Raw genomic sequence first — 17,259 nt, 5'->3', positions numbered from 1 at the left:
TATTCTACCGCATTCCCCCGAATGTTATGATTTGATATTTATTTGTTCCTGTGCGGACTCCTTTTTCACGGTCCTCAGTCTTTTAAGGAGATACAGGAAATATTCACGGTCATAGATCCGGAAAAGAAATTCCTCTGATGTCTCCTTGATGTGTCCGATGAAAGTTGCGGATTCCCTGCCGGGAGGATATTGAAAGAAATGTCCGTCGGAAACAAGGGTGAACTTCTTTCCTGATATATGGTCTATCAGTTCGTCCGGAGTTTCGTAATGTCTTTTCCCTTTATAGAACTGATAATGGTTCCGGCGAAGACTTTTCAGGGTATTCGCCATGTCCGTCCTTGCTTGTCTGGAATCTGATTGGATGACAAGGTTGCAGATGAATACGGGCTGTTTTCCGTCCAGTGAAAAATAATAGGGAATGAGTCTGGTTCCGGTTGTGACCGTTTTGCCTGTTTCCTCTTTTGAGATCACGGCTTTCCGGTTGATGATTTCCATGTGACGGTCTATCTGACTGTCCAGTTCGGATTGTGGAGTAAGTACGAAGCGTAGGCCCTTGAAATATCTTCCTTGACAGGTGAAGCAGAAAGAGTACATATTTCCGTAATACGGTTCTCCCACAAAGAACGAGTTTTGTCTCATGCGCAAGGGTGGCAGTACATCCAGCAAGTCATAGTAGTCTTCTTCGGTGATTTCCTTGAACGGTTCGGACAGGGACTGATGGTATAGCCGCAGTTTCTTATCCATCTCAGAAGGTGTTACGGCTTTCAGATAGGGATTGTTTTCCCGTATGCGCAGTTCTTCGATTGTTTCCCCACCATAGTCATTGTGGAATCCGTCACTCATACTTGTCAGGCATGTTCCGTCGAAGTAGCGGGAATCGATTACATATTTCAATCGGTCTTTCATGTCTTATAGGTTTTGCAGGTTCAACACTCTTTTGACTGCATATACGGCATTCTGTGTAAGTTGCCGTTGCCATGCCTGGTATCTCGGCGACCATTTGAAACCGTATGATTTCAGTTCCTTGCGCCTCTGGTCATCCGGAATACTGTCAAACAGGATTTGAAGGCGGTCTACCTCATAGTTCCATACCAGCATTCCGCCTTCAAATTTCAGTTCACGGTTTTCCCGTTCTCTGATTTCCTGAAGTTTCAGTCTGGCCTGGCGTGCCATTTCCGGCAGTTGGAAGAAACGGTTCCGCGAAGTGATAACCGGTTTCTTGCATTGCGCATTGAAGTCTGTAATGAAGTCCACTGCTTTCTGTACGATTTCCACTTCTCCTTTTCCCGCATAGGTGCTTACCTTATTAAGGATACTGCTGACAAACAAGGCACGGCTGTATCCTCTTGCTTTACCGGTATCAATATCATGAATAGTCCGTGCGCTGCTTGCAATGTCACGCTTCAGGCGGTTCCATACCTCTTCCTGCTTCTGTTCTTCCGGTTTGGCAGCCTCTTTCATTCTTTCCATGGCAGACTTGAAGCGGTTGCGCCAGTCGTGAAATTCATCAAATCTGTTCTGGTATGCGTCTAGTGCCTTGTTGTTGCGTTGGCAGTTGAACTTGGCAGGTCCTGTCACCATCGGACTGGCACATCGTGAGAGACTACCCAACAGGGCGGAGAACTTACTATGGTATGCACTGACATACTCGTTCTGCTTTTCTTCCGGAATCTGTTTCAGATCCTCTACAAGTTGTTTTTCATATTGCATGATGTCTGTTTCCGCCCTTGCTTCAGGTTCGAAGGAACTCCATCTGTATGCGTTGTATGCAGCATCAAGCAGGTCTTCCAGATAGCCGGGATACAGAAATTCCACAGCTTCCCATTTTTCAAATTCATTGGGATGCAGTTCTGTTTCCCCGTCTGCCGTTTCGATGGTGTGTACATAGGAGCCCATTCCCGTACAGCGTTTACGGAAATGAAAAAGGACGGATTCGTCATCCGTCCCTTGTTCTCTGATCTTCTTCACTCGGTAAGCATTCTTTCTTGTCAACGTGATAACCGTCTGTTTTCCGGTCTCGTCCTTCATGAGGTCTGCTACTGTACCTTCACATACCTTCTTTCCAACTTCTTCAGTCATATTCTTTTATTTAAATTAGACATGACCGGCTCCGTGGAGCCAGTATTTCAATTTCTTACTGGCCCGGCTGTTCTTTGCCAATGAACAGTGCAAGGCTTGGCGGAAAAAAATACCGGAGCGAAGCGAGGATGATTTTTTTCCAACCAACCAGCCCGATAGGGCCGCCTTGCATAGTCAGTGGCAAAGGGCGATATTTGCTGTAAGAAATGAAAATAGAAGCAGGACTCTACTTATAAAGTATTAAGAATTACTTTTCTGAAAGGAGTTTCTTTGGGATAATTGAAAGAAGATAATGAAATGTTTTTTGTTTAGAAATTCTAGATTTTTGTATTGATTCTCTATACTTTTATCTATCTTTGTCTATAATTAATATGAAGTAATATGACTATATTAGGAAAGTTTTTTTTAGAAAGGTCAATTAATAAAGCAGATGTATCTCGTAAAACAGGCATTAGTAAATCTAGATTAAGTGAATTAAGTAGAAAAGAAACTGCGAAATTAAAGGCAGATGAAATTTATTTAATAGCATTAGCTATTGGTGTCTCTCCCGCAGAAATACTACAGAAAGTTTGTGGACATCTTAAATTAATTGAGCTATAATGAAGAATCCTATATATATTGATATTTTTGCAGGTTGCGGTGGATTATCCTTGGGACTTCACAATGCTGGATGGCAGGGCCTGTTTGCTGTTGAAAAGAATACAGATGCTTTCAAAACTCTTGAATATAATCTGATAAAAAAAATGAATCACTTTTTGTGGCCTGATTGGCTCCCAAAAACTTCTCATGACATAAATGTGGTCTTGAAAGATTATAAAGAGCAATTATTAACCTTACAACGAAAAGTAGATCTTGTTGTTGGTGGACCGCCATGTCAAGGTTTTTCTATGGCTGGAAGAAGAAAGGAAAATGATCAACGTAATATGTTGATAAAATCTTATATTAGATTTATTAAAATAATACAACCTAAAATCATCTTCTTTGAGAATGTAAAAGGATTTACATTAGAGTTTAAAAAAAATAAGGACGATGGTAAAAAGTATTCTTCTTATGTTGAGCGTGCATTAAATAGAGCTGGATATTTTGTAAAAGGTGAACTTGTTAATTTTGGGGAATATGGTGTTCCTCAGAAAAGAACACGATTTATATTGGTTGGAATAAGAAAAGATATACCAAATGTATCAAAAGGGATCGTTTCACAATTTTTCAGTCTACTAAAAAATAATCGCTATTCTTTTTTAGCTGAAAAAAATATAACTATTGAAACTACGTTAGGAGATGCTATTTCAGATTTATTAAGAGAAAATGGAGAAGTAGATTCCCCTGATACAAAGTCATTTAAATCAGGGGTGTATTCTCCAATAAAAAGTTCATATCAGCAATTAATGAGAGTTGGAGTAAATCAATGTATCCCTGATAGCCACCGTTTTCCTAAACATCGCCCAGATATATCAAATAAATTTCAAATAATTTTAAATACATGCAAAAAGAATAAAGATATAGATTCGCATACAAGAGAACGGTTTAATATAAAAAAGCATACGGTCATACCGTTAGATGAACATAAAAAAAGTCCAACTATAACAACTCTTCCAGACGATTATATCCATTATTCAGAACCTAGAATTTTGACAGTAAGAGAATATGCAAGAATACAATCCTTTCCTGATTGGTATATTTTTCAAGGAAAATATACAACTGGTGGAAAAAGACGAACGCAAGAAGCTCCTCGATATACGCAAATAGGTAATGCTATTCCACCATTATTTGGAGAACAAGTCGGAATTATTTTAAAAGAATTGATATAGATATGGATTTACATTTTAAAACAAATATACAACTCAAAAGTATTATTGGTAAAGATCTTATTAATGATGATAATATTGCTATTCTTGAATTGGTAAAAAATTCATTTGATGCTGATGCTAAGCGTGTAGATATTTCATTTTTTAATTTGAAAGAAAATGATGATAAGTTCATTGATTCATACTCTGAAAAAACTTCGCGCCTAATTATCAAAGATGATGGTTTGGGAATGAATTTGGACGATATAAAGAATAAGTGGCTAAATATTGCCTATTCTGAAAAAAAACAAAATGCTCGTCAGCATAATCGAATGATGGCAGGTGCAAAAGGTGTTGGTCGTTTTTCCTGCGATAGATTGGGGGAATTTTTGAATCTATATGCTAAAAAATATAGTGAAAATTCTTACATACAGCTGAAAATTGATTGGAAGGCGTTTGAAGTTGAAGATGAGAATCGAGAAATACAAAGTGTTGTTCTGGATTATAAAGAATTAGATACAGAAGATTTAGTTAAAAGAAAAATTAAACCGTTTACCCAAGGAGTCATTTTAGAAATAATAAAATTACGTAGCAAATGGGTTTATGAAATTAAGAATGATAGAGGGATTATTGTAGATTGGAATACTGAAAAACTTGTAAATTTAAAGAAGTATCTTGAAAAGCTGATTAATCCTAATCAGGCATTTGAAAAAAACGATTTTGGCATCTATTTAAATGCTCCAGAATTTGTAACAGAAAATAATAATAAAGACGAATTTCAAAAATTTATTGGAAAAATAGACAATACTATTTTTGAAAGACTGGATTTTAAAACAACAAGTATTGAGAGTGAAATAATTGAAAATGGTAAAATTATTTTATCAACACTAAAGGATAAAGGTAAAATTATTTTTTGGATCAAAGAAAAAAATGAATTTTATCCGGAAATTAAAAATGCCAAGTGCTATTTATACTATTTAAATCCATACTCTAAGGCTTTTTTTACAAAACAAACAGGTGTTAGACCTGTAGAATATGGATCAATATATTTGTTTTTAAATGGTTTTCGTATTCCTCCATATGGTGAAGAAGGCGATGATTGGCTAAATTTGGAACAAAGAAGGGCACAAGGTTATGCTAGATTTCTTAGTTCAAGAGATATTGTCGGACGAATAGAGATTCTAGACTCAGAGAATTCGTTTCAAATAATATCAAGTAGAGAAGGGCTAGTTAGAAATGAAAGTTTTTCGAAATTAACTAATAAGGATGGTTATTTTTATAAATCTTTCAAGAGGTTAGAAAAGTATGTTGTTGATGGTTTAAATTGGGATAGTATTCCAGAAGAAGATAAAGATAAGATAAGAGAAATTGAAAGAAAAATTATTTCAGGACAGTTAAAAGAGAATGAATTAATTTTTCGTGAAGATGAGGTTATAAAACGAAGACGTATTTATTCTAGTATTCATTCTATTATTGGTGCTAAAGCTGGAGATGTTATTGAATTGTATATTAATGAGAATTTAATTCTTGATAAAATTGAGGAAGAGAAAGCGAATGCTGAGCGTGAATTTGAACAACTAATTTCTGATTTTGAAAAAAAGAAAATAGATGTAGATTCATTAAATCGAATTTTACAAAGAAAAGCTATTGAAAATAAAGATTTAGAGAAACAAATAGCTGATTTTTCAAAATATTCTACTAATGAAGCGACAGCTAAGGCTATTGCAGAACTTCAGTATTATAAAGATACAATAGCCAAACAAACACAAATTATAGAAGATTTAAAACTTCAGTTAGAACATGAAAAAGAAACAAATGAAAAGCATCTACAAGAGTTGGAAAAACTTCAAGCAGAAAAACTTCAAGCAGAAAAGAAAGCTGCAGATGAAGTGAAGAAACGTATTAATGCAGAAAAGGAGAAAGAAGAAATAACGAAAGAAAAAGAGAAAGAAATCCGATTGGAAAAGTTGAAGGTTGAATTTTATAAAAAACAATCAACTCCAGAGACAGATGCCTTAATTCATCATGTAAAAAATAACAATCTAAAAATAAAAGAAAATATTTCACTTATTATCAATAAATTATCTGAAGAAATGCTAGGTGATTCATTAAAGGAGTCAATTATAGTGTCTTTATATGAGATTTTACATTTTGCAAATAAATCATTAAAAGCCACAGACTTAATTCTTGAAAGTGATTTAGATAAAGCCGATGCACAAAAGATTAATCTTCCGGATTTTATATCAGGATATTCTAAAAATAGTAAGTATAAAATAAAAGTCCATTCAATTAATGATGTTCGCATATTTTATATAATTGGAAGTAAACTTGACTTAGCGTTAATGATAGATAATTTTGTAGATAATTCAGAAAAATGGGGTGCTAAGAATATATGGTTTAAGACTAAATTGGATGGTAACTCTTTGATTTTAAATGTATATGATGATGGGGAAGGATTATCTTCTAAATATAAAACTAACCCTAATGATATTTTTAAATTTAGAGAAACTGCCAAAAAAAATGGTACTGGTTTTGGGTTATATCTAGTTTCAGAGTCTCTCTCAAAAATGAATGCTCAAATAATGATAGATAAATCTGAAGTAGGTAATGGTATGAACTTTAAAATTATTTTTAGATGATTTCAAAATATTTAATATTAATAGATGAACAATCTCAAAGTGCAGTCCTGCAAAATATAAAAGCTACTTTAAGAAATGATGGGGTTGAATTAGTATATAAAGAATTTAACCCTATTAATTATCAAAGGAGAGAAAATGGGGAGATTTTATTTGATATTGAGTCTTTTAAGGATGATTTACTTGCTTTACCGTATTTCAATCAACTTGATTCTATTGTTTGTGATTATAATCTGATTGCAGGTATTATAGATGGATTCCAGATTGTTAAAATAATAAAATCAATAAACCCTAATTATAAAAAACAGGTAATTCTATATTCTGCACAAATTGAAAATGTTATTGAAGATATTATAAACACTGGTGATTTTGAAAAACAAAAAGAAAATCTTAAATCGCTGATTAACTGTAATATAGATTTTCGGAAACGTGATAATGATTATGAACAAGAACTTATTAAACATATTAAAAAAGAAAAGGAGTTTAACTTTGAAGATGAATTAGTTAAGTGGTTTTTCTTGCGAAAAGAAGATACATTTAATTATTTGTTTCCTAAATATAGAGGAAAAAAATTTGAGGAAATCGCCTTATGTCTTCAATCAAATACACTTGATAGCATAGAGTTTAAGAAAGATTTAATAGAACAGATTATATCTTATTTGTCATCTATTAATGATTTAAATTAGAAATTAATTATATGGTGAAAATTTTTTGTATATATCCTACTGATAAACAAGAGTCTACTAAGTTCTTAAATAGAATAAACACATATCTTTGTAGAATGCTTAAAGAACAGTGGCATTGCTATAAAATAAGGTACTCAAATGAGGATCATGAGGCTTGCATAAGAAAAGCAATAGAGAGTAATGCTAAACTTATTTTGTTCATGGGACATGGAAGAAGTGATTGCTTATTTGGTTCTTGTAATAAACAATCACAAGATTTTATTTCTCAAGACGCTATACATGAGAATTCTGAATATTATCGTAATGAATATTTTATTCACTCAAATAATATTTCTAGATTCGAAGGAAGAATTTTTTTTAGTATTTCTTGTCTTTCAAATAGAAATGATACAAAAAGTCTTGCCCGAAATGCGATTAATAAAGGTGTAATAACTTTTATTGGGTTTGGTGATATTCCAACTGATTTTATTGTTGGGAAAAATATTCCGTTAAAAGCTATTGCTATATATAAAGGAATTATATCTAAAGTCCTAAAAATAAGTATTTATATTTCTATTCAGAACAACTATACTGTTGAAGAAATGGTTTCTTTAATAAAAGTGCTTACAATTAAAGAAATTCAAAAGATGATTCTTTCTCCATATAAAAATAGGCATAAGGAAACTATTATAAAGAATCTTTATCTTTTCAAACAAGAAATCATGATATATGGAAATAGATATGAGAGATTAATTTGATTAACTTTTAAATTTCATACTAGTAATAGGTATAGAAGATAAATTTCATTTCATAGAATTAATAAACCATGTAGCGCATTATTTTGAAAAATTACATGTTGCTAAGTGGATAATGCTAAGGGTAAAATTACAGCATTGATGATTATAAATAATAGAATAGGTTCTAGATTTTAGTTTATATCAGTTCATATTAAAGATAAGCATCTGATGAATAGTGTTATAGCTTTACTTAAAAATACTATTTGAATCGATAATATCCTGCTATATTAAAAAGGACAAAATTTAGATATTAATTCCACTCTTAGGTTTACGTTTCATCCCACGAAGTATTTGTGCGGATTGTTCCTGATATGATAGAGGTTGGCTTTGTTTTTTGCCAGCCTCTATCCATTTAAAGAGTTCGTCCTCATAGAAATATAATTTCTTACCACGTTTATAGGCTGGGATGAGACCTGTACGAGCAAGTCTATAGATTGTCGGTTTTGATTTTTGGATAAGTATGCTAGCCTTATCTATGTCAATTAGTTGATGCTGATTATCCGGTTTCAGTGCTTGTAAGGTTTCAACTAATTGATAAATTTTCTCTACTTGTTCTGTTAAATAGCTTACAGCCTGCGGAAGTTTGTCGAATGTGATAGGTTCTTTTGTCATACAATCTGTTTTTGCTTTTGGGGATTGATACTTGTTCATGTAGTATTTATGAATATAAAGTCTGATTTATTGAATTATATGTGGATTTAATTTAATTATGCACTCTGTTTCTGAGTGAGACATCTTTTTGATTATCGTGTTGACTTCATTTTCTTTCATGGTATCAGCAAATACCTTTTTTATGAATTCTGCTGTATATGAACGTCGTTTACCTAATGCTTTACCTATGTTCCAGCCCAAATGCATAACATCTATAGCTTTCAATTTTGAATCTATTTTTATAGGAATAATACTGGTAGAAGTTTTATCCTGAAAGAAGTCCGAAATATACATACATAAACGCTGAAGATTTTCTTGGCTTGTATAAGCAGCCATCGTTTGATGAATGTACGTATGTACTAACTCAAGTTTTTTATCGTTCGTACGTTTCTGTTCTGTAATAGTATTCGAACGGAGTTTTTCATATTCCATAAATGTTTGTTCTGGTGCAATCACAGATTCATTAAGATGTTCATGGATAGACAAAGATTTGCTATGATGACATAAATATATAATTATCTCGTATAATGCAATTTGCATTGATATATATAATCCTGTAGATATTATAAAGACCGATATAAAAATAATATTTGAGCTGAATTGATCAAAGCCTGCATTGACTGCTTCAATGCGTATAGCAAGTGCTATAAGAAGTAATGTTCCAGCTACACTAGAATCTAAAATAAAATATTCAAATTTCTTCAAATACATAAGCCATATGTTTAACTGTTCGTAAGCAAAGGTAATGTTTACTGATTATGTATTATCAGAAAATGACAAGAGTGACATCAGACTTCATCAAAGGTCACTAATTGTCATAAATAGTTTGATTATTATTGGAAAGTAAGAAGTGTTCAGATGGAATAGGGGCGGATTAATTTATGGGATTGAATATAAGACATGAATTTATAACTTATCATATAATAAACAAAAGTGGTATTCTTTCTATATTATATGATAAGTTATGCTATAATTCCAATAATCGTTCCGCCAGTGGGGCATAATATTTTTGTACTTCTTCAGCTGTTGGAGTATGACCGCCAGGAAAGTGGTATGAATATTTATAATGCATTAAAAATAAAGGCTCAAAGTGTGCCAGATGGTCATTCTCACCAAATATCCCCAATATATTTTCTTGGTTAGCTACCTGACAATTGTCCCATTGATGCTGTTGAAGTTCTGCGAATTCATCAATCAATGTTTGGTTAATGACAAGCTGCTGATTCCCGTTAGCTCGTGGTGATTTGTATTCATGCGGACCAATACGTTCCATCAGGAAGCGTGTCATTTCGAAATGAGGATTTCCGAGTAAAGCAGGGATATTGTTTTTAGATGCTACTATCTGTGCCAAAAACGAGCCATTACTGTTTCCTACCAATATATCAGGTTGTTCTTGGTTGCACAATCTTTGGATAAAGTCGATAGCTTCCTGTGGATGCAGGGGTAAGTCTGGACTCAAGACTGTTGCCTTACCGCTGAAATATTCTTTCAAGGCAAGAGCTGGGATACATGTACCTGATGCAAAGAAACCATGAAGGAAAAGAATTTTATGTACCATAATCAACAACCGCTTCCGTCAATATTACATGTTGCTCCTTCATTGATAGGACGTGAACGTAATCCGGCATCTTCTGGATTCAAAGTAACCGTACCGTCTTCCAATACAAAGCAAGGAATTCCAACGGCTCCAACACTTTTGGCTTCATTAAAGGCTGGATGATGATCCCGTAATCTCAAGAATGCTTTCAAATCTCTTACGTGTTGACCAATATTGATGACCTCATATTGGTTATTACCTTTTACTTGCTCTTCTACATACGTACAATCCGGACAAGTTTCCATTCCATATATTTTTATCATAGCTGTAGTTATGCATTTAAAGACTCAATTTTCTTCAAAGATAACGATTCTGTCAGATAAAGCAAACATAAAAACAGGTCATATCCGATAGATTTATCAGATATAACCTGTTATAGATAAGATAAGAGTTATATTATTTTAACGAAATTTTATTCGCTGTCTCTCGTTTTTTCGAATTGACCAAATCAGCATAAATCTGTGTGGTCGAAACATTTTTGTGAGTAAGCATTTTTGATACTGTGTAAATGTCTGTGCCTAAAGAGATTTGTATGACGGCGTACGAATGACGGAAGCAGTGGAAGGTTATGTGTTTTTTGATTCCGGCTTCCGAAATCCATTGCTTGAGAGGTTGATTCGTCATAGCTCTGGTCAGTCCTTTAAATACTCGGCCTGAACCAGAAATACCACATAGTTCCAATGCTTCGTTACTGATGGGGAGAGTGGCTTCCGTCTCTGTCTTTTCTGTACAAATTCTGATGTAATAGCCATTGTCAGGACCGACTTCAATATTATCCCATGTAAGCTGTAAAATATCGCTGATACGAAGACCGGTCATACAGGAGAATAATGAAGCTTGTTTCAGTACAGGAATCTTGCATGGTGTAGCGGCCAGTTTCTTGACTTCTGCCAATGTAAGATATTGCTTTTTGACTTCTTTCCATTCAATCTTGTCTATGAAGTCATTCAGATTTTCACGTAGCATCTTCTCTTGATAAGCTATCTTCAGTAATGCACGGAAAGTCGAAAAATAGCCAGCTGCCGAATTCCTCGAAACGCTGATATTAGGATGACGGATCTGTTTACAGTTCAGTAGATACTGCCTAAACTTTTGGCAAAGTTCTACCGTTACATCACCGAAAGTACAATAGCCGTTTACAAACTTCTCAAAATGCTGGCATACGCAGTCCCATTTGTGATACTTCAGTTTTGCTTTTTCACGAAAATAGGCAAGGAAGTCAGCTTTCATTTTGTGCTTGTCAAGAAATCCAAATTCTTCATTGACGATTGCTTGTACTCTGATACAACGAATGGCTTCAGCCTTACTCAGCATTTCATTGTTGAAATCACGTTCAATCTCATTTTTAGGACGGGCATAGATATAAATGCCAAGATATTCCCTGCGACTCATTTTCATTGTGTACGGATTGCGAATAGCCGGATAATAGTCCAAATAGAGAGAAATTCTGCCGTTACTGATAACTCTTTGTCTCAATGTTACGTTAGTACATGTAAGTGCCATAAGATTAATGTTTTTGGTTGATAAATTATTATTATCGGTACAAATTAAACTGGTGTTTTCTTGGTGAATACTCACACCGGAAAATAACTTATACCAGGATTATTCAATGATAGGATCTTCGAACAAATTATCGAGCTCAGCTTTGGATATAAGAGTATACTTTCCCTTCTTAATCTTGGGAATTTGATGATACTTGGTATAATGGTATAGCTGGTCTCTTGTTATTTTGAATTTTTCCATAGCCTCTTGAACTGTGTAGTATTTGGGTTCTTCAGCCTGACGTATTCCCTTAGCTATATCGAAGTGCTTTTTTGAATAATATACGGTAATACCAACTTTCTTTTTCGGAATGGCATTTTTATAAACAAAAGAGTATATAGCGTTAAGGCTCATTTGAAATTTGTCCTGAACTTCTTGCACACTGTACCATTCTGTAATGTCTGCATCTGGAGCCTTCGAGGAAAAATAAGCATCAACATGCTTTTTACTCCAGTAAGTCTTACCACGGTTGAATGTCTTTGGAATTTTATTCTTCTTAGACATAACAAAAATCCATGATTCACTTACATTGAATTTTTTCATTATTTCGGCTGTAGTATAAAATTCTTTGATAGGTAGAGTGTCCTTGGGCATTCTAAATTCATAAGGATGACGTTTTAACATCTCATCTATATCAGAGCGTTTGACGAAAGATAATCTACTGCTAATTTTTGAAGCTTGAAGGTATCCTTTATAGACCATCTTATAGACTGCTTGTCTGGTAATACCTAAAAGAATTCCAACCTCTGAGAAAGATAGAAACTCTTTATCCTTAATTGTGATGATAGGTAGTTCCTCAATCCTATTTTGAGTATTCTCTTCAGTAGCCTTAATGTTTTTCTCTCTTTCTCTTTTTTTGTAAGCTAAATTTGCACACCTGTGAGAGCAGTACTTTGTACTTATTTTTTGTGCTTCGAATCGTGTTCCACACCATTCGCAAATCTTTTTAATTTTAGTGTTACTTGCTGGCATATTACTCAAATTTTAAATGTTTATTTCTCCCGTTATGTGTCAACTATCGTAAATCTTAGTAAACCATAGTCAACTTTCTCCACAATCTGTCCAGCGTAAAATGCCGGAATTTTGCTTCGTGGTACAAAAACGGTACAAAAAGATGATGTGCAAAGCTTATAAATGACTAATATTGACAGTAGAGCAACAAAAAAGGCGCCCCGTAAAGAGCGCCATATCAATCGATTGTAATCAATTTAACTCATTGATAATCAGATAGTTACTTGCCGATGCAAAAATTCCTGAATATATTACCCAGCACCTCATCATTTGTAATTTCTCCGCCTACGATTTCCGCTAAATGGAATAGACATTCCCTTAAATCTTGACTTACCAGATCACCGGACAGTTGCATTTCAATACCGTCAATTACGCGGTTAATAGCCTCAAGAGCATGTGATAGTGCTTCGTAGTGACGGACATTACTTACTACAACATCATTTTGTGTCACTTCAGGCAGTGCAGCAGCTCTGACTAAAAGTTCTTGTAATTCTGTTATTCCATTTTGTTTTTTTGCGGAAATGTATATAGTCTCTACATTGTTGTTGTCTCGTAAATATGTTTTGATGTCAGAAATAGTTTCAGAAACTGAAGTAACATCGCATTTATTCATCACTAAGATGAGCTTCTTTCCTTCACATCTTGGAATTATTTTGTCCTTCAATGCATTTATCTGCATTTCAATTTCAGTACTATCTATCACCCAAAGAACTATTGATGCCTGATCAAGTTTCTGGAAACTACGTTCTATACCTATGCTTTCTATTGTATCAGATGTATCGCGGATTCCGGCGGTGTCTATAAATCGGAATAGAATTCCTTTTATGTTCATTGTGTCTTCTATAACATCACGGGTGGTGCCATGGATGTCGCTCACTATGGCACGTTCTTCGTTTAGCAAGGCATTGAGCAGGGTAGATTTACCTGCATTTGTTTCGCCGATTATTGCTACAGGAATACCATTCTTTATTGCGTTTCCAACACTGAATGACTGTACAAGACCGTTTATGACTTCTTCTACTTGTGATGCGATTTGTGAAAGTTCACTACGGTCAGCAAATTCCAATTCCTCATGGTCACTGAAATCAAGTTCCAATTCCATAAGAGAAGTGAGATGTAATAGTTTTTCTCTTAACTGTGACAATTCACGGCTGAATCCTCCTCGCATCTGATTCATTGCCATACGATGTGATGCTACTGATGTAGATGCTATTAGGTCTGCTACAGCTTCTGCCTGACTTAAATCCATCTTGCCGTTCAAAAATGCCCTCTGTGTGAATTCTCCTGGACCTGCTGCACGACAACCGTTCTTTATCAACAGTTGCATCACCTGTTGCAATATGTACGATGAACCATGACATGAAATTTCCGTAGAATCTTCACCGGTGTATGAATGTGGTCCACGGAAAAGGCTTACCAATACCTCATCCACTATCTCACCGTTTTCTCCATTGATGTGTCCGAAGGTAAGTGTATATGGCTTGCGTTCGGATAGGGTAGAACCACTCGCAGGGGTGAATATCTTGTCTGTAATACATATAGCTTCTTTTCCAGAAACTCTGATTGTTCCAATGGCTCCTCCTTGTGCCGTAGCTATGGCACATATTGTATCGTCTGTATAAAGAATGTTCATTACTCTTGAATCAGTATAAATTTTTTACTATCATTTCAACGAGTTTTTCCAGATATATACGGTCTGTATCGTCGAAAGTATTCAGTTCATCACTGTCTATGTCCAATACTCCTACAACGTTTCCGTTGCTTATCATAGGTACTACTATTTCCGAGCGCGAAAGCGAGCTGCATGCTATGTGACCCGGAAAGTGGTCAACGTCCGGCACTACCTGTGTCCTGGACTCTGCCCATGCTGTTCCACACACGCCTCTTCCTTTTTTAATACGATAACATGCTACATTTCCCTGAAATGGTCCCAAATGCAGTATTCCTTCTTCTACCAGATAGAAACCTATCCAAAAGAAACCGAATGCCTCTTTCAGTGCAGCAGTAGTATTTGCCAGCACACTGACTATGTTTTTTTCGTCCTCTATTAATCGTGAGTATTGTTCCAGGAAATATATGTATTTTTCCTTTTTGCTTTTATTGTCTGTTTGTTTGAAACTCTCTTCCATTATATTCTTTCCAGTACTAGTTTAATTAAATCATCTATTTGGTTCTTATATCCTGTGTTTGCTTCCTTGGCTACACGGTTTGCTATTACCATGCAAACAGTTGTAGCTTTATGTCCCAAAAGCTTTGCCAATCCAGCCAGTGCTGAACTTTCCATTTCGAAGTTTGTTATTCTCCAGCTTCTATACTCAAAAGTCTCTATTTTTTCGTTCTGATGAGGATCAGCCAGAGGAATACGCAGTTTCCTTCCCTGAGGTCCGAAAAATCCTCCACATGCCACTGTGATGCCCCTTACCATATCCTTCTGTGCTATACGTTCCACTAAGTCCTCATTAGCATGTATTACATATGGAGCAGGTGCACATATATTTCCGGACCATCCCAAATGATTCAGAAGCGCTTTTTCCAATTGCAGATCACATACAGCATTCCTTCCTCCGTAAAAGTTTAGGAGTCCGTCAAATCCCACAGATATTTCCGAACAGATGAAAGTTCCTACCGGAGTATATGGCTGAAGTCCTCCACATGTACCAATTCTTACTATCTCCAGCGATTTCAAATTTTCTTTTTCGTATCTGGTTCTGAAATCAATATTTGCCAGAGCATCTATCTCGTTCATCACAATGTCAATATTATCGCACCCTATACCGGTTGAAATAACTGTAATTCTTTTGTTCTTATAAGTACCTGTTATACTTTTGAATTCCCGGCTTTCCACTTCACATTCTCTACTGTCAAAATGCGATGCAACTAGGGCCACTCTTCCCGGATCTCCCACCAATATAACCTTGTCAGCCAATTGCTCAGGCTTCAGATGCAAATGAAATACAGATCCGTCTTCATTAATAATCAGTTCCGAAGGTGCGAAATATTCTTTCATAAGTTTCTATTTTAGTTCAAGATTCCTTATTCTTCTAGTCATTGTTTCAATTTCTTTTCTCAGGCTTTCAACTCTTTGCTCTTTGTCGATTATTCCTGGAGCAATTGATTTTTTCATATCATTTCCTGATGTTGAATATTTTTTTCTCAGTCCATCCAGTTCATTCTCAAGTTCCTTCAAGTCTTTTTTCATTTTATTCATCTCTTGAAAGAGTTTTTTTGCTTCTTTGTTTCTGAAGTCATTTAACGAAGTGTACGTTCTGTTGTCATTTACAATAAACTCAAAATCAGTTTTTTGCTCCTTTTTGTTGCTGCCAGAATATGTTACTTTAGCCAGCCTTTGCTTTGCTCTTACCACCGCTTCCTTATCGGCTTGTGTTATGGCAATATTGTCTAGTTTAGCTAGCGATATCATTTTTTCTGCTCCTAAAGCGTCATAATCGTATGTAATTTTCGAATCATTTGGTATAAATACATACACACAGACTTTCCCTTCAGGTTGATATCTGTCCGAAGCAAACCAACCTAGGTTGTTATAGTCGTCTATGGCATACATGTAGTCGTTATATGCCGAGTTGAATGGATATCCCAGATTGTCAGGTTTGAAATATGAATTCTCTTCTGAGTCAGCTCTCGTCACATATATATCATACCCCCCAAGACTTTCCTCTCCCTTAGCAGAGAAATATAGTGTCGTTCCGTCCGAATCCAGAAAAGGATAGTTCAACTCAGTCATATCATCATTTATTCCTTTCAGTCTTTGAGGTTTGCTCCATTTGTCAATTAGTTTTACACTGGAATATAATTTTTTATTTCCATTTTCGTCTCTGACCGAGAGTAGTTTTTTGTCACCCATCTCATTAATGAATTCTATACATATATCCTCTCCGCCAACACTGTCTGTTGTTATTCCTAATGTACCTGCCTGACCTCCCAATTTGTATGCTTCAAGAAAGTTTTGTTTATCTACAACGAAACTGTCCACTACAGTTATATCTTCTACACTTCTTATCAGTCTTTCTCCTTTCCTGTATTTAGTCATCAATTCTTCAGCAGCAGAAGTGTCTCTATTCTTTTTTTCCAGCCAGTATATATGTTGTTCCAGATTTTCTATTGCATCTTCGTACCTGTACATGTCATAATAAGCCTTGCTCACATACAGATATGCGTTTATAACCTTTCTTGAAGCACTTTTTTCAAGATAGGGTAGTCCTTCCAGCATCTCGCCTGTTTCATAGCAGCAGGCTCCATACCAGAAATTATAGCTTGCGTTCGATGGAGATTGTTTTACCAGTTTCTTGAACACTGGCTTGGCTTTTTCGAATTCTCCTTGCGTAAACCATCTCTGTGCCTGACTCAGAGTCTGAGCTCCAACTCCTGTTGTAATCATTGACAGAGCCACTGCAGCTATTTTTATTTTAAGTCTTGTCATATTCCGAATAATCTTATGTCTCTTTAAATAGTTTTAGTTATCAAAAATACAAAAAAACT

17 protein-coding genes are annotated in these 17,259 nt (G+C 35.1%); 5 read left to right on the top strand and 12 right to left on the bottom strand.

Features of this window, described 5'->3' with window-relative positions:
* Positions 1–24: 24 nt before the first annotated feature.
* Together Q0486_RS07350 and Q0486_RS07345 are read right to left on the bottom strand one after the other, a co-directional pair.
* On the bottom strand, positions 25–906 hold the full coding sequence (locus tag Q0486_RS07350) for a hypothetical protein (RefSeq protein ID WP_299231648.1): 882 nt from the start codon (positions 904–906) through the stop codon (positions 25–27).
* A 3-nt stretch (positions 907–909) separates the two neighbouring features.
* On the bottom strand, positions 910–2,079 hold the full coding sequence (locus Q0486_RS07345) for a hypothetical protein (RefSeq protein WP_299231646.1): 1,170 nt from the start codon (positions 2,077–2,079) through the stop codon (positions 910–912).
* Between the two features lie 381 nt (positions 2,080–2,460).
* Between Q0486_RS07345 and Q0486_RS07340 the strand changes: the two genes are divergently transcribed.
* The 5 genes from Q0486_RS07340 to Q0486_RS07320 all read left to right on the top strand — a co-directional run bounded on the left by Q0486_RS07340 (position 2,461) and on the right by Q0486_RS07320 (position 7,922).
* On the top strand, positions 2,461–2,679 hold the full coding sequence (locus Q0486_RS07340) for a helix-turn-helix transcriptional regulator (protein WP_299231644.1): 219 nt from the start codon (positions 2,461–2,463) through the stop codon (positions 2,677–2,679).
* Positions 2,679–3,887 carry a DNA cytosine methyltransferase gene (locus tag Q0486_RS07335; RefSeq protein ID WP_299231642.1) on the top strand — a complete coding sequence of 403 codons (1,209 nt, stop codon included), beginning with the start codon at positions 2,679–2,681 and terminating at the stop codon, positions 3,885–3,887. The genes Q0486_RS07340 and Q0486_RS07335 overlap by 1 nt, the downstream gene beginning before the upstream one ends.
* 2 nt (positions 3,888–3,889) lie before the next feature.
* Positions 3,890–6,502 carry an ATP-binding protein gene (locus tag Q0486_RS07330; RefSeq protein ID WP_299231640.1) on the top strand — a complete coding sequence of 871 codons (2,613 nt, stop codon included), beginning with the start codon at positions 3,890–3,892 and terminating at the stop codon, positions 6,500–6,502.
* Positions 6,499–7,185, top strand: coding sequence for a hypothetical protein (locus Q0486_RS07325; protein WP_299231639.1), 687 nt, complete (start codon positions 6,499–6,501; stop codon positions 7,183–7,185). Before Q0486_RS07330 ends, Q0486_RS07325 begins: the two co-directional genes overlap by 4 nt.
* A 95-nt stretch (positions 7,186–7,280) precedes the next feature.
* The gene (locus Q0486_RS07320; protein WP_299231637.1) at positions 7,281–7,922 is read left to right on the top strand and encodes a hypothetical protein; all 642 of its coding nucleotides are present in this window, start codon (positions 7,281–7,283) and stop codon (positions 7,920–7,922) included.
* A gap of 282 nt (positions 7,923–8,204) precedes the next feature.
* On the opposite strand, the gene Q0486_RS07315 is transcribed toward Q0486_RS07320, so the two are convergent.
* From Q0486_RS07315 to Q0486_RS07270, 10 genes are all read right to left on the bottom strand, one after another.
* A complete protein-coding gene (locus Q0486_RS07315) occupies positions 8,205–8,573 on the bottom strand; it encodes a helix-turn-helix domain-containing protein (protein ID WP_299231635.1) in 369 nt (122 codons plus the stop codon).
* A 66-nt stretch (positions 8,574–8,639) separates the two neighbouring features.
* Positions 8,640–9,323, bottom strand: coding sequence for a hypothetical protein (locus Q0486_RS07310; protein WP_299231633.1), 684 nt, complete (start codon positions 9,321–9,323; stop codon positions 8,640–8,642).
* Positions 9,324–9,579: 256 nt separating this feature from the next.
* Positions 9,580–10,170, bottom strand: coding sequence for a YqiA/YcfP family alpha/beta fold hydrolase (locus tag Q0486_RS07305; protein WP_299231631.1), 591 nt, complete (start codon positions 10,168–10,170; stop codon positions 9,580–9,582).
* Between the two features lie 2 nt (positions 10,171–10,172).
* On the bottom strand, positions 10,173–10,472 hold the full coding sequence (locus Q0486_RS07300) for a glutaredoxin-related protein (protein WP_299231629.1): 300 nt from the start codon (positions 10,470–10,472) through the stop codon (positions 10,173–10,175).
* A 133-nt stretch (positions 10,473–10,605) separates the two neighbouring features.
* Positions 10,606–11,712 carry a site-specific integrase gene (locus tag Q0486_RS07295; protein WP_299231627.1) on the bottom strand — a complete coding sequence of 369 codons (1,107 nt, stop codon included), beginning with the start codon at positions 11,710–11,712 and terminating at the stop codon, positions 10,606–10,608.
* A gap of 99 nt (positions 11,713–11,811) precedes the next feature.
* Positions 11,812–12,723 carry a helix-turn-helix domain-containing protein gene (locus Q0486_RS07290; RefSeq protein WP_117887530.1) on the bottom strand — a complete coding sequence of 304 codons (912 nt, stop codon included), beginning with the start codon at positions 12,721–12,723 and terminating at the stop codon, positions 11,812–11,814.
* A gap of 259 nt (positions 12,724–12,982) precedes the next feature.
* The gene (mnmE, locus tag Q0486_RS07285; RefSeq protein ID WP_299231624.1) at positions 12,983–14,395 is read right to left on the bottom strand and encodes a tRNA uridine-5-carboxymethylaminomethyl(34) synthesis GTPase MnmE; all 1,413 of its coding nucleotides are present in this window, start codon (positions 14,393–14,395) and stop codon (positions 12,983–12,985) included.
* Between the two features lie 10 nt (positions 14,396–14,405).
* Positions 14,406–14,891, bottom strand: coding sequence for a GAF domain-containing protein (locus Q0486_RS07280; protein ID WP_299231622.1), 486 nt, complete (start codon positions 14,889–14,891; stop codon positions 14,406–14,408).
* On the bottom strand, positions 14,891–15,769 hold the full coding sequence (locus Q0486_RS07275) for a nucleoside phosphorylase (protein ID WP_299231620.1): 879 nt from the start codon (positions 15,767–15,769) through the stop codon (positions 14,891–14,893). The genes Q0486_RS07280 and Q0486_RS07275 overlap by 1 nt, the downstream gene beginning before the upstream one ends.
* 6 nt (positions 15,770–15,775) lie before the next feature.
* On the bottom strand, positions 15,776–17,200 hold the full coding sequence (locus Q0486_RS07270; RefSeq protein ID WP_299231619.1) for a CDC27 family protein: 1,425 nt from the start codon (positions 17,198–17,200) through the stop codon (positions 15,776–15,778).
* Positions 17,201–17,259 lie beyond the last annotated feature (59 nt).

Source organism: uncultured Bacteroides sp. (assembly GCF_937912035.1).
In the GTDB taxonomy this organism is placed as follows: Bacteria; Bacteroidota; Bacteroidia; order Bacteroidales; family Bacteroidaceae; genus Phocaeicola.
This window is presented reverse-complemented; position numbering and strand designations above follow the sequence as displayed.

Bases quoted from the DNA above. Each gene is read 5' to 3' on its own strand.
- Q0486_RS07350 (WP_299231648.1), bottom strand. From the start codon at position 906: ATGAAAGACCGATTGAAATATGTAATCGATTCCCGCTACTTCGACGGA.
- Q0486_RS07345 (WP_299231646.1), bottom strand. From the start codon at position 2,079: ATGACTGAAGAAGTTGGAAAGAAGGTATGTGAAGGTACAGTAGCAGAC.
- Q0486_RS07340 (WP_299231644.1), top strand. From the start codon at position 2,461: ATGACTATATTAGGAAAGTTTTTTTTAGAAAGGTCAATTAATAAAGCA.
- Q0486_RS07335 (WP_299231642.1), top strand. From the start codon at position 2,679: ATGAAGAATCCTATATATATTGATATTTTTGCAGGTTGCGGTGGATTA.
- Q0486_RS07330 (WP_299231640.1), top strand. From the start codon at position 3,890: ATGGATTTACATTTTAAAACAAATATACAACTCAAAAGTATTATTGGT.
- Q0486_RS07325 (WP_299231639.1), top strand. From the start codon at position 6,499: ATGATTTCAAAATATTTAATATTAATAGATGAACAATCTCAAAGTGCA.
- Q0486_RS07320 (WP_299231637.1), top strand. From the start codon at position 7,281: ATGCTTAAAGAACAGTGGCATTGCTATAAAATAAGGTACTCAAATGAG.
- Q0486_RS07315 (WP_299231635.1), bottom strand. From the start codon at position 8,573: ATGACAAAAGAACCTATCACATTCGACAAACTTCCGCAGGCTGTAAGC.
- Q0486_RS07310 (WP_299231633.1), bottom strand. From the start codon at position 9,323: ATGTATTTGAAGAAATTTGAATATTTTATTTTAGATTCTAGTGTAGCT.
- Q0486_RS07305 (WP_299231631.1), bottom strand. From the start codon at position 10,170: ATGGTACATAAAATTCTTTTCCTTCATGGTTTCTTTGCATCAGGTACA.
- Q0486_RS07300 (WP_299231629.1), bottom strand. From the start codon at position 10,472: ATGATAAAAATATATGGAATGGAAACTTGTCCGGATTGTACGTATGTA.
- Q0486_RS07295 (WP_299231627.1), bottom strand. From the start codon at position 11,712: ATGGCACTTACATGTACTAACGTAACATTGAGACAAAGAGTTATCAGT.
- Q0486_RS07290 (WP_117887530.1), bottom strand. From the start codon at position 12,723: ATGCCAGCAAGTAACACTAAAATTAAAAAGATTTGCGAATGGTGTGGA.
- mnmE (WP_299231624.1), bottom strand. From the start codon at position 14,395: ATGAACATTCTTTATACAGACGATACAATATGTGCCATAGCTACGGCA.
- Q0486_RS07280 (WP_299231622.1), bottom strand. From the start codon at position 14,891: ATGGAAGAGAGTTTCAAACAAACAGACAATAAAAGCAAAAAGGAAAAA.
- Q0486_RS07275 (WP_299231620.1), bottom strand. From the start codon at position 15,769: ATGAAAGAATATTTCGCACCTTCGGAACTGATTATTAATGAAGACGGA.
- Q0486_RS07270 (WP_299231619.1), bottom strand. From the start codon at position 17,200: ATGACAAGACTTAAAATAAAAATAGCTGCAGTGGCTCTGTCAATGATT.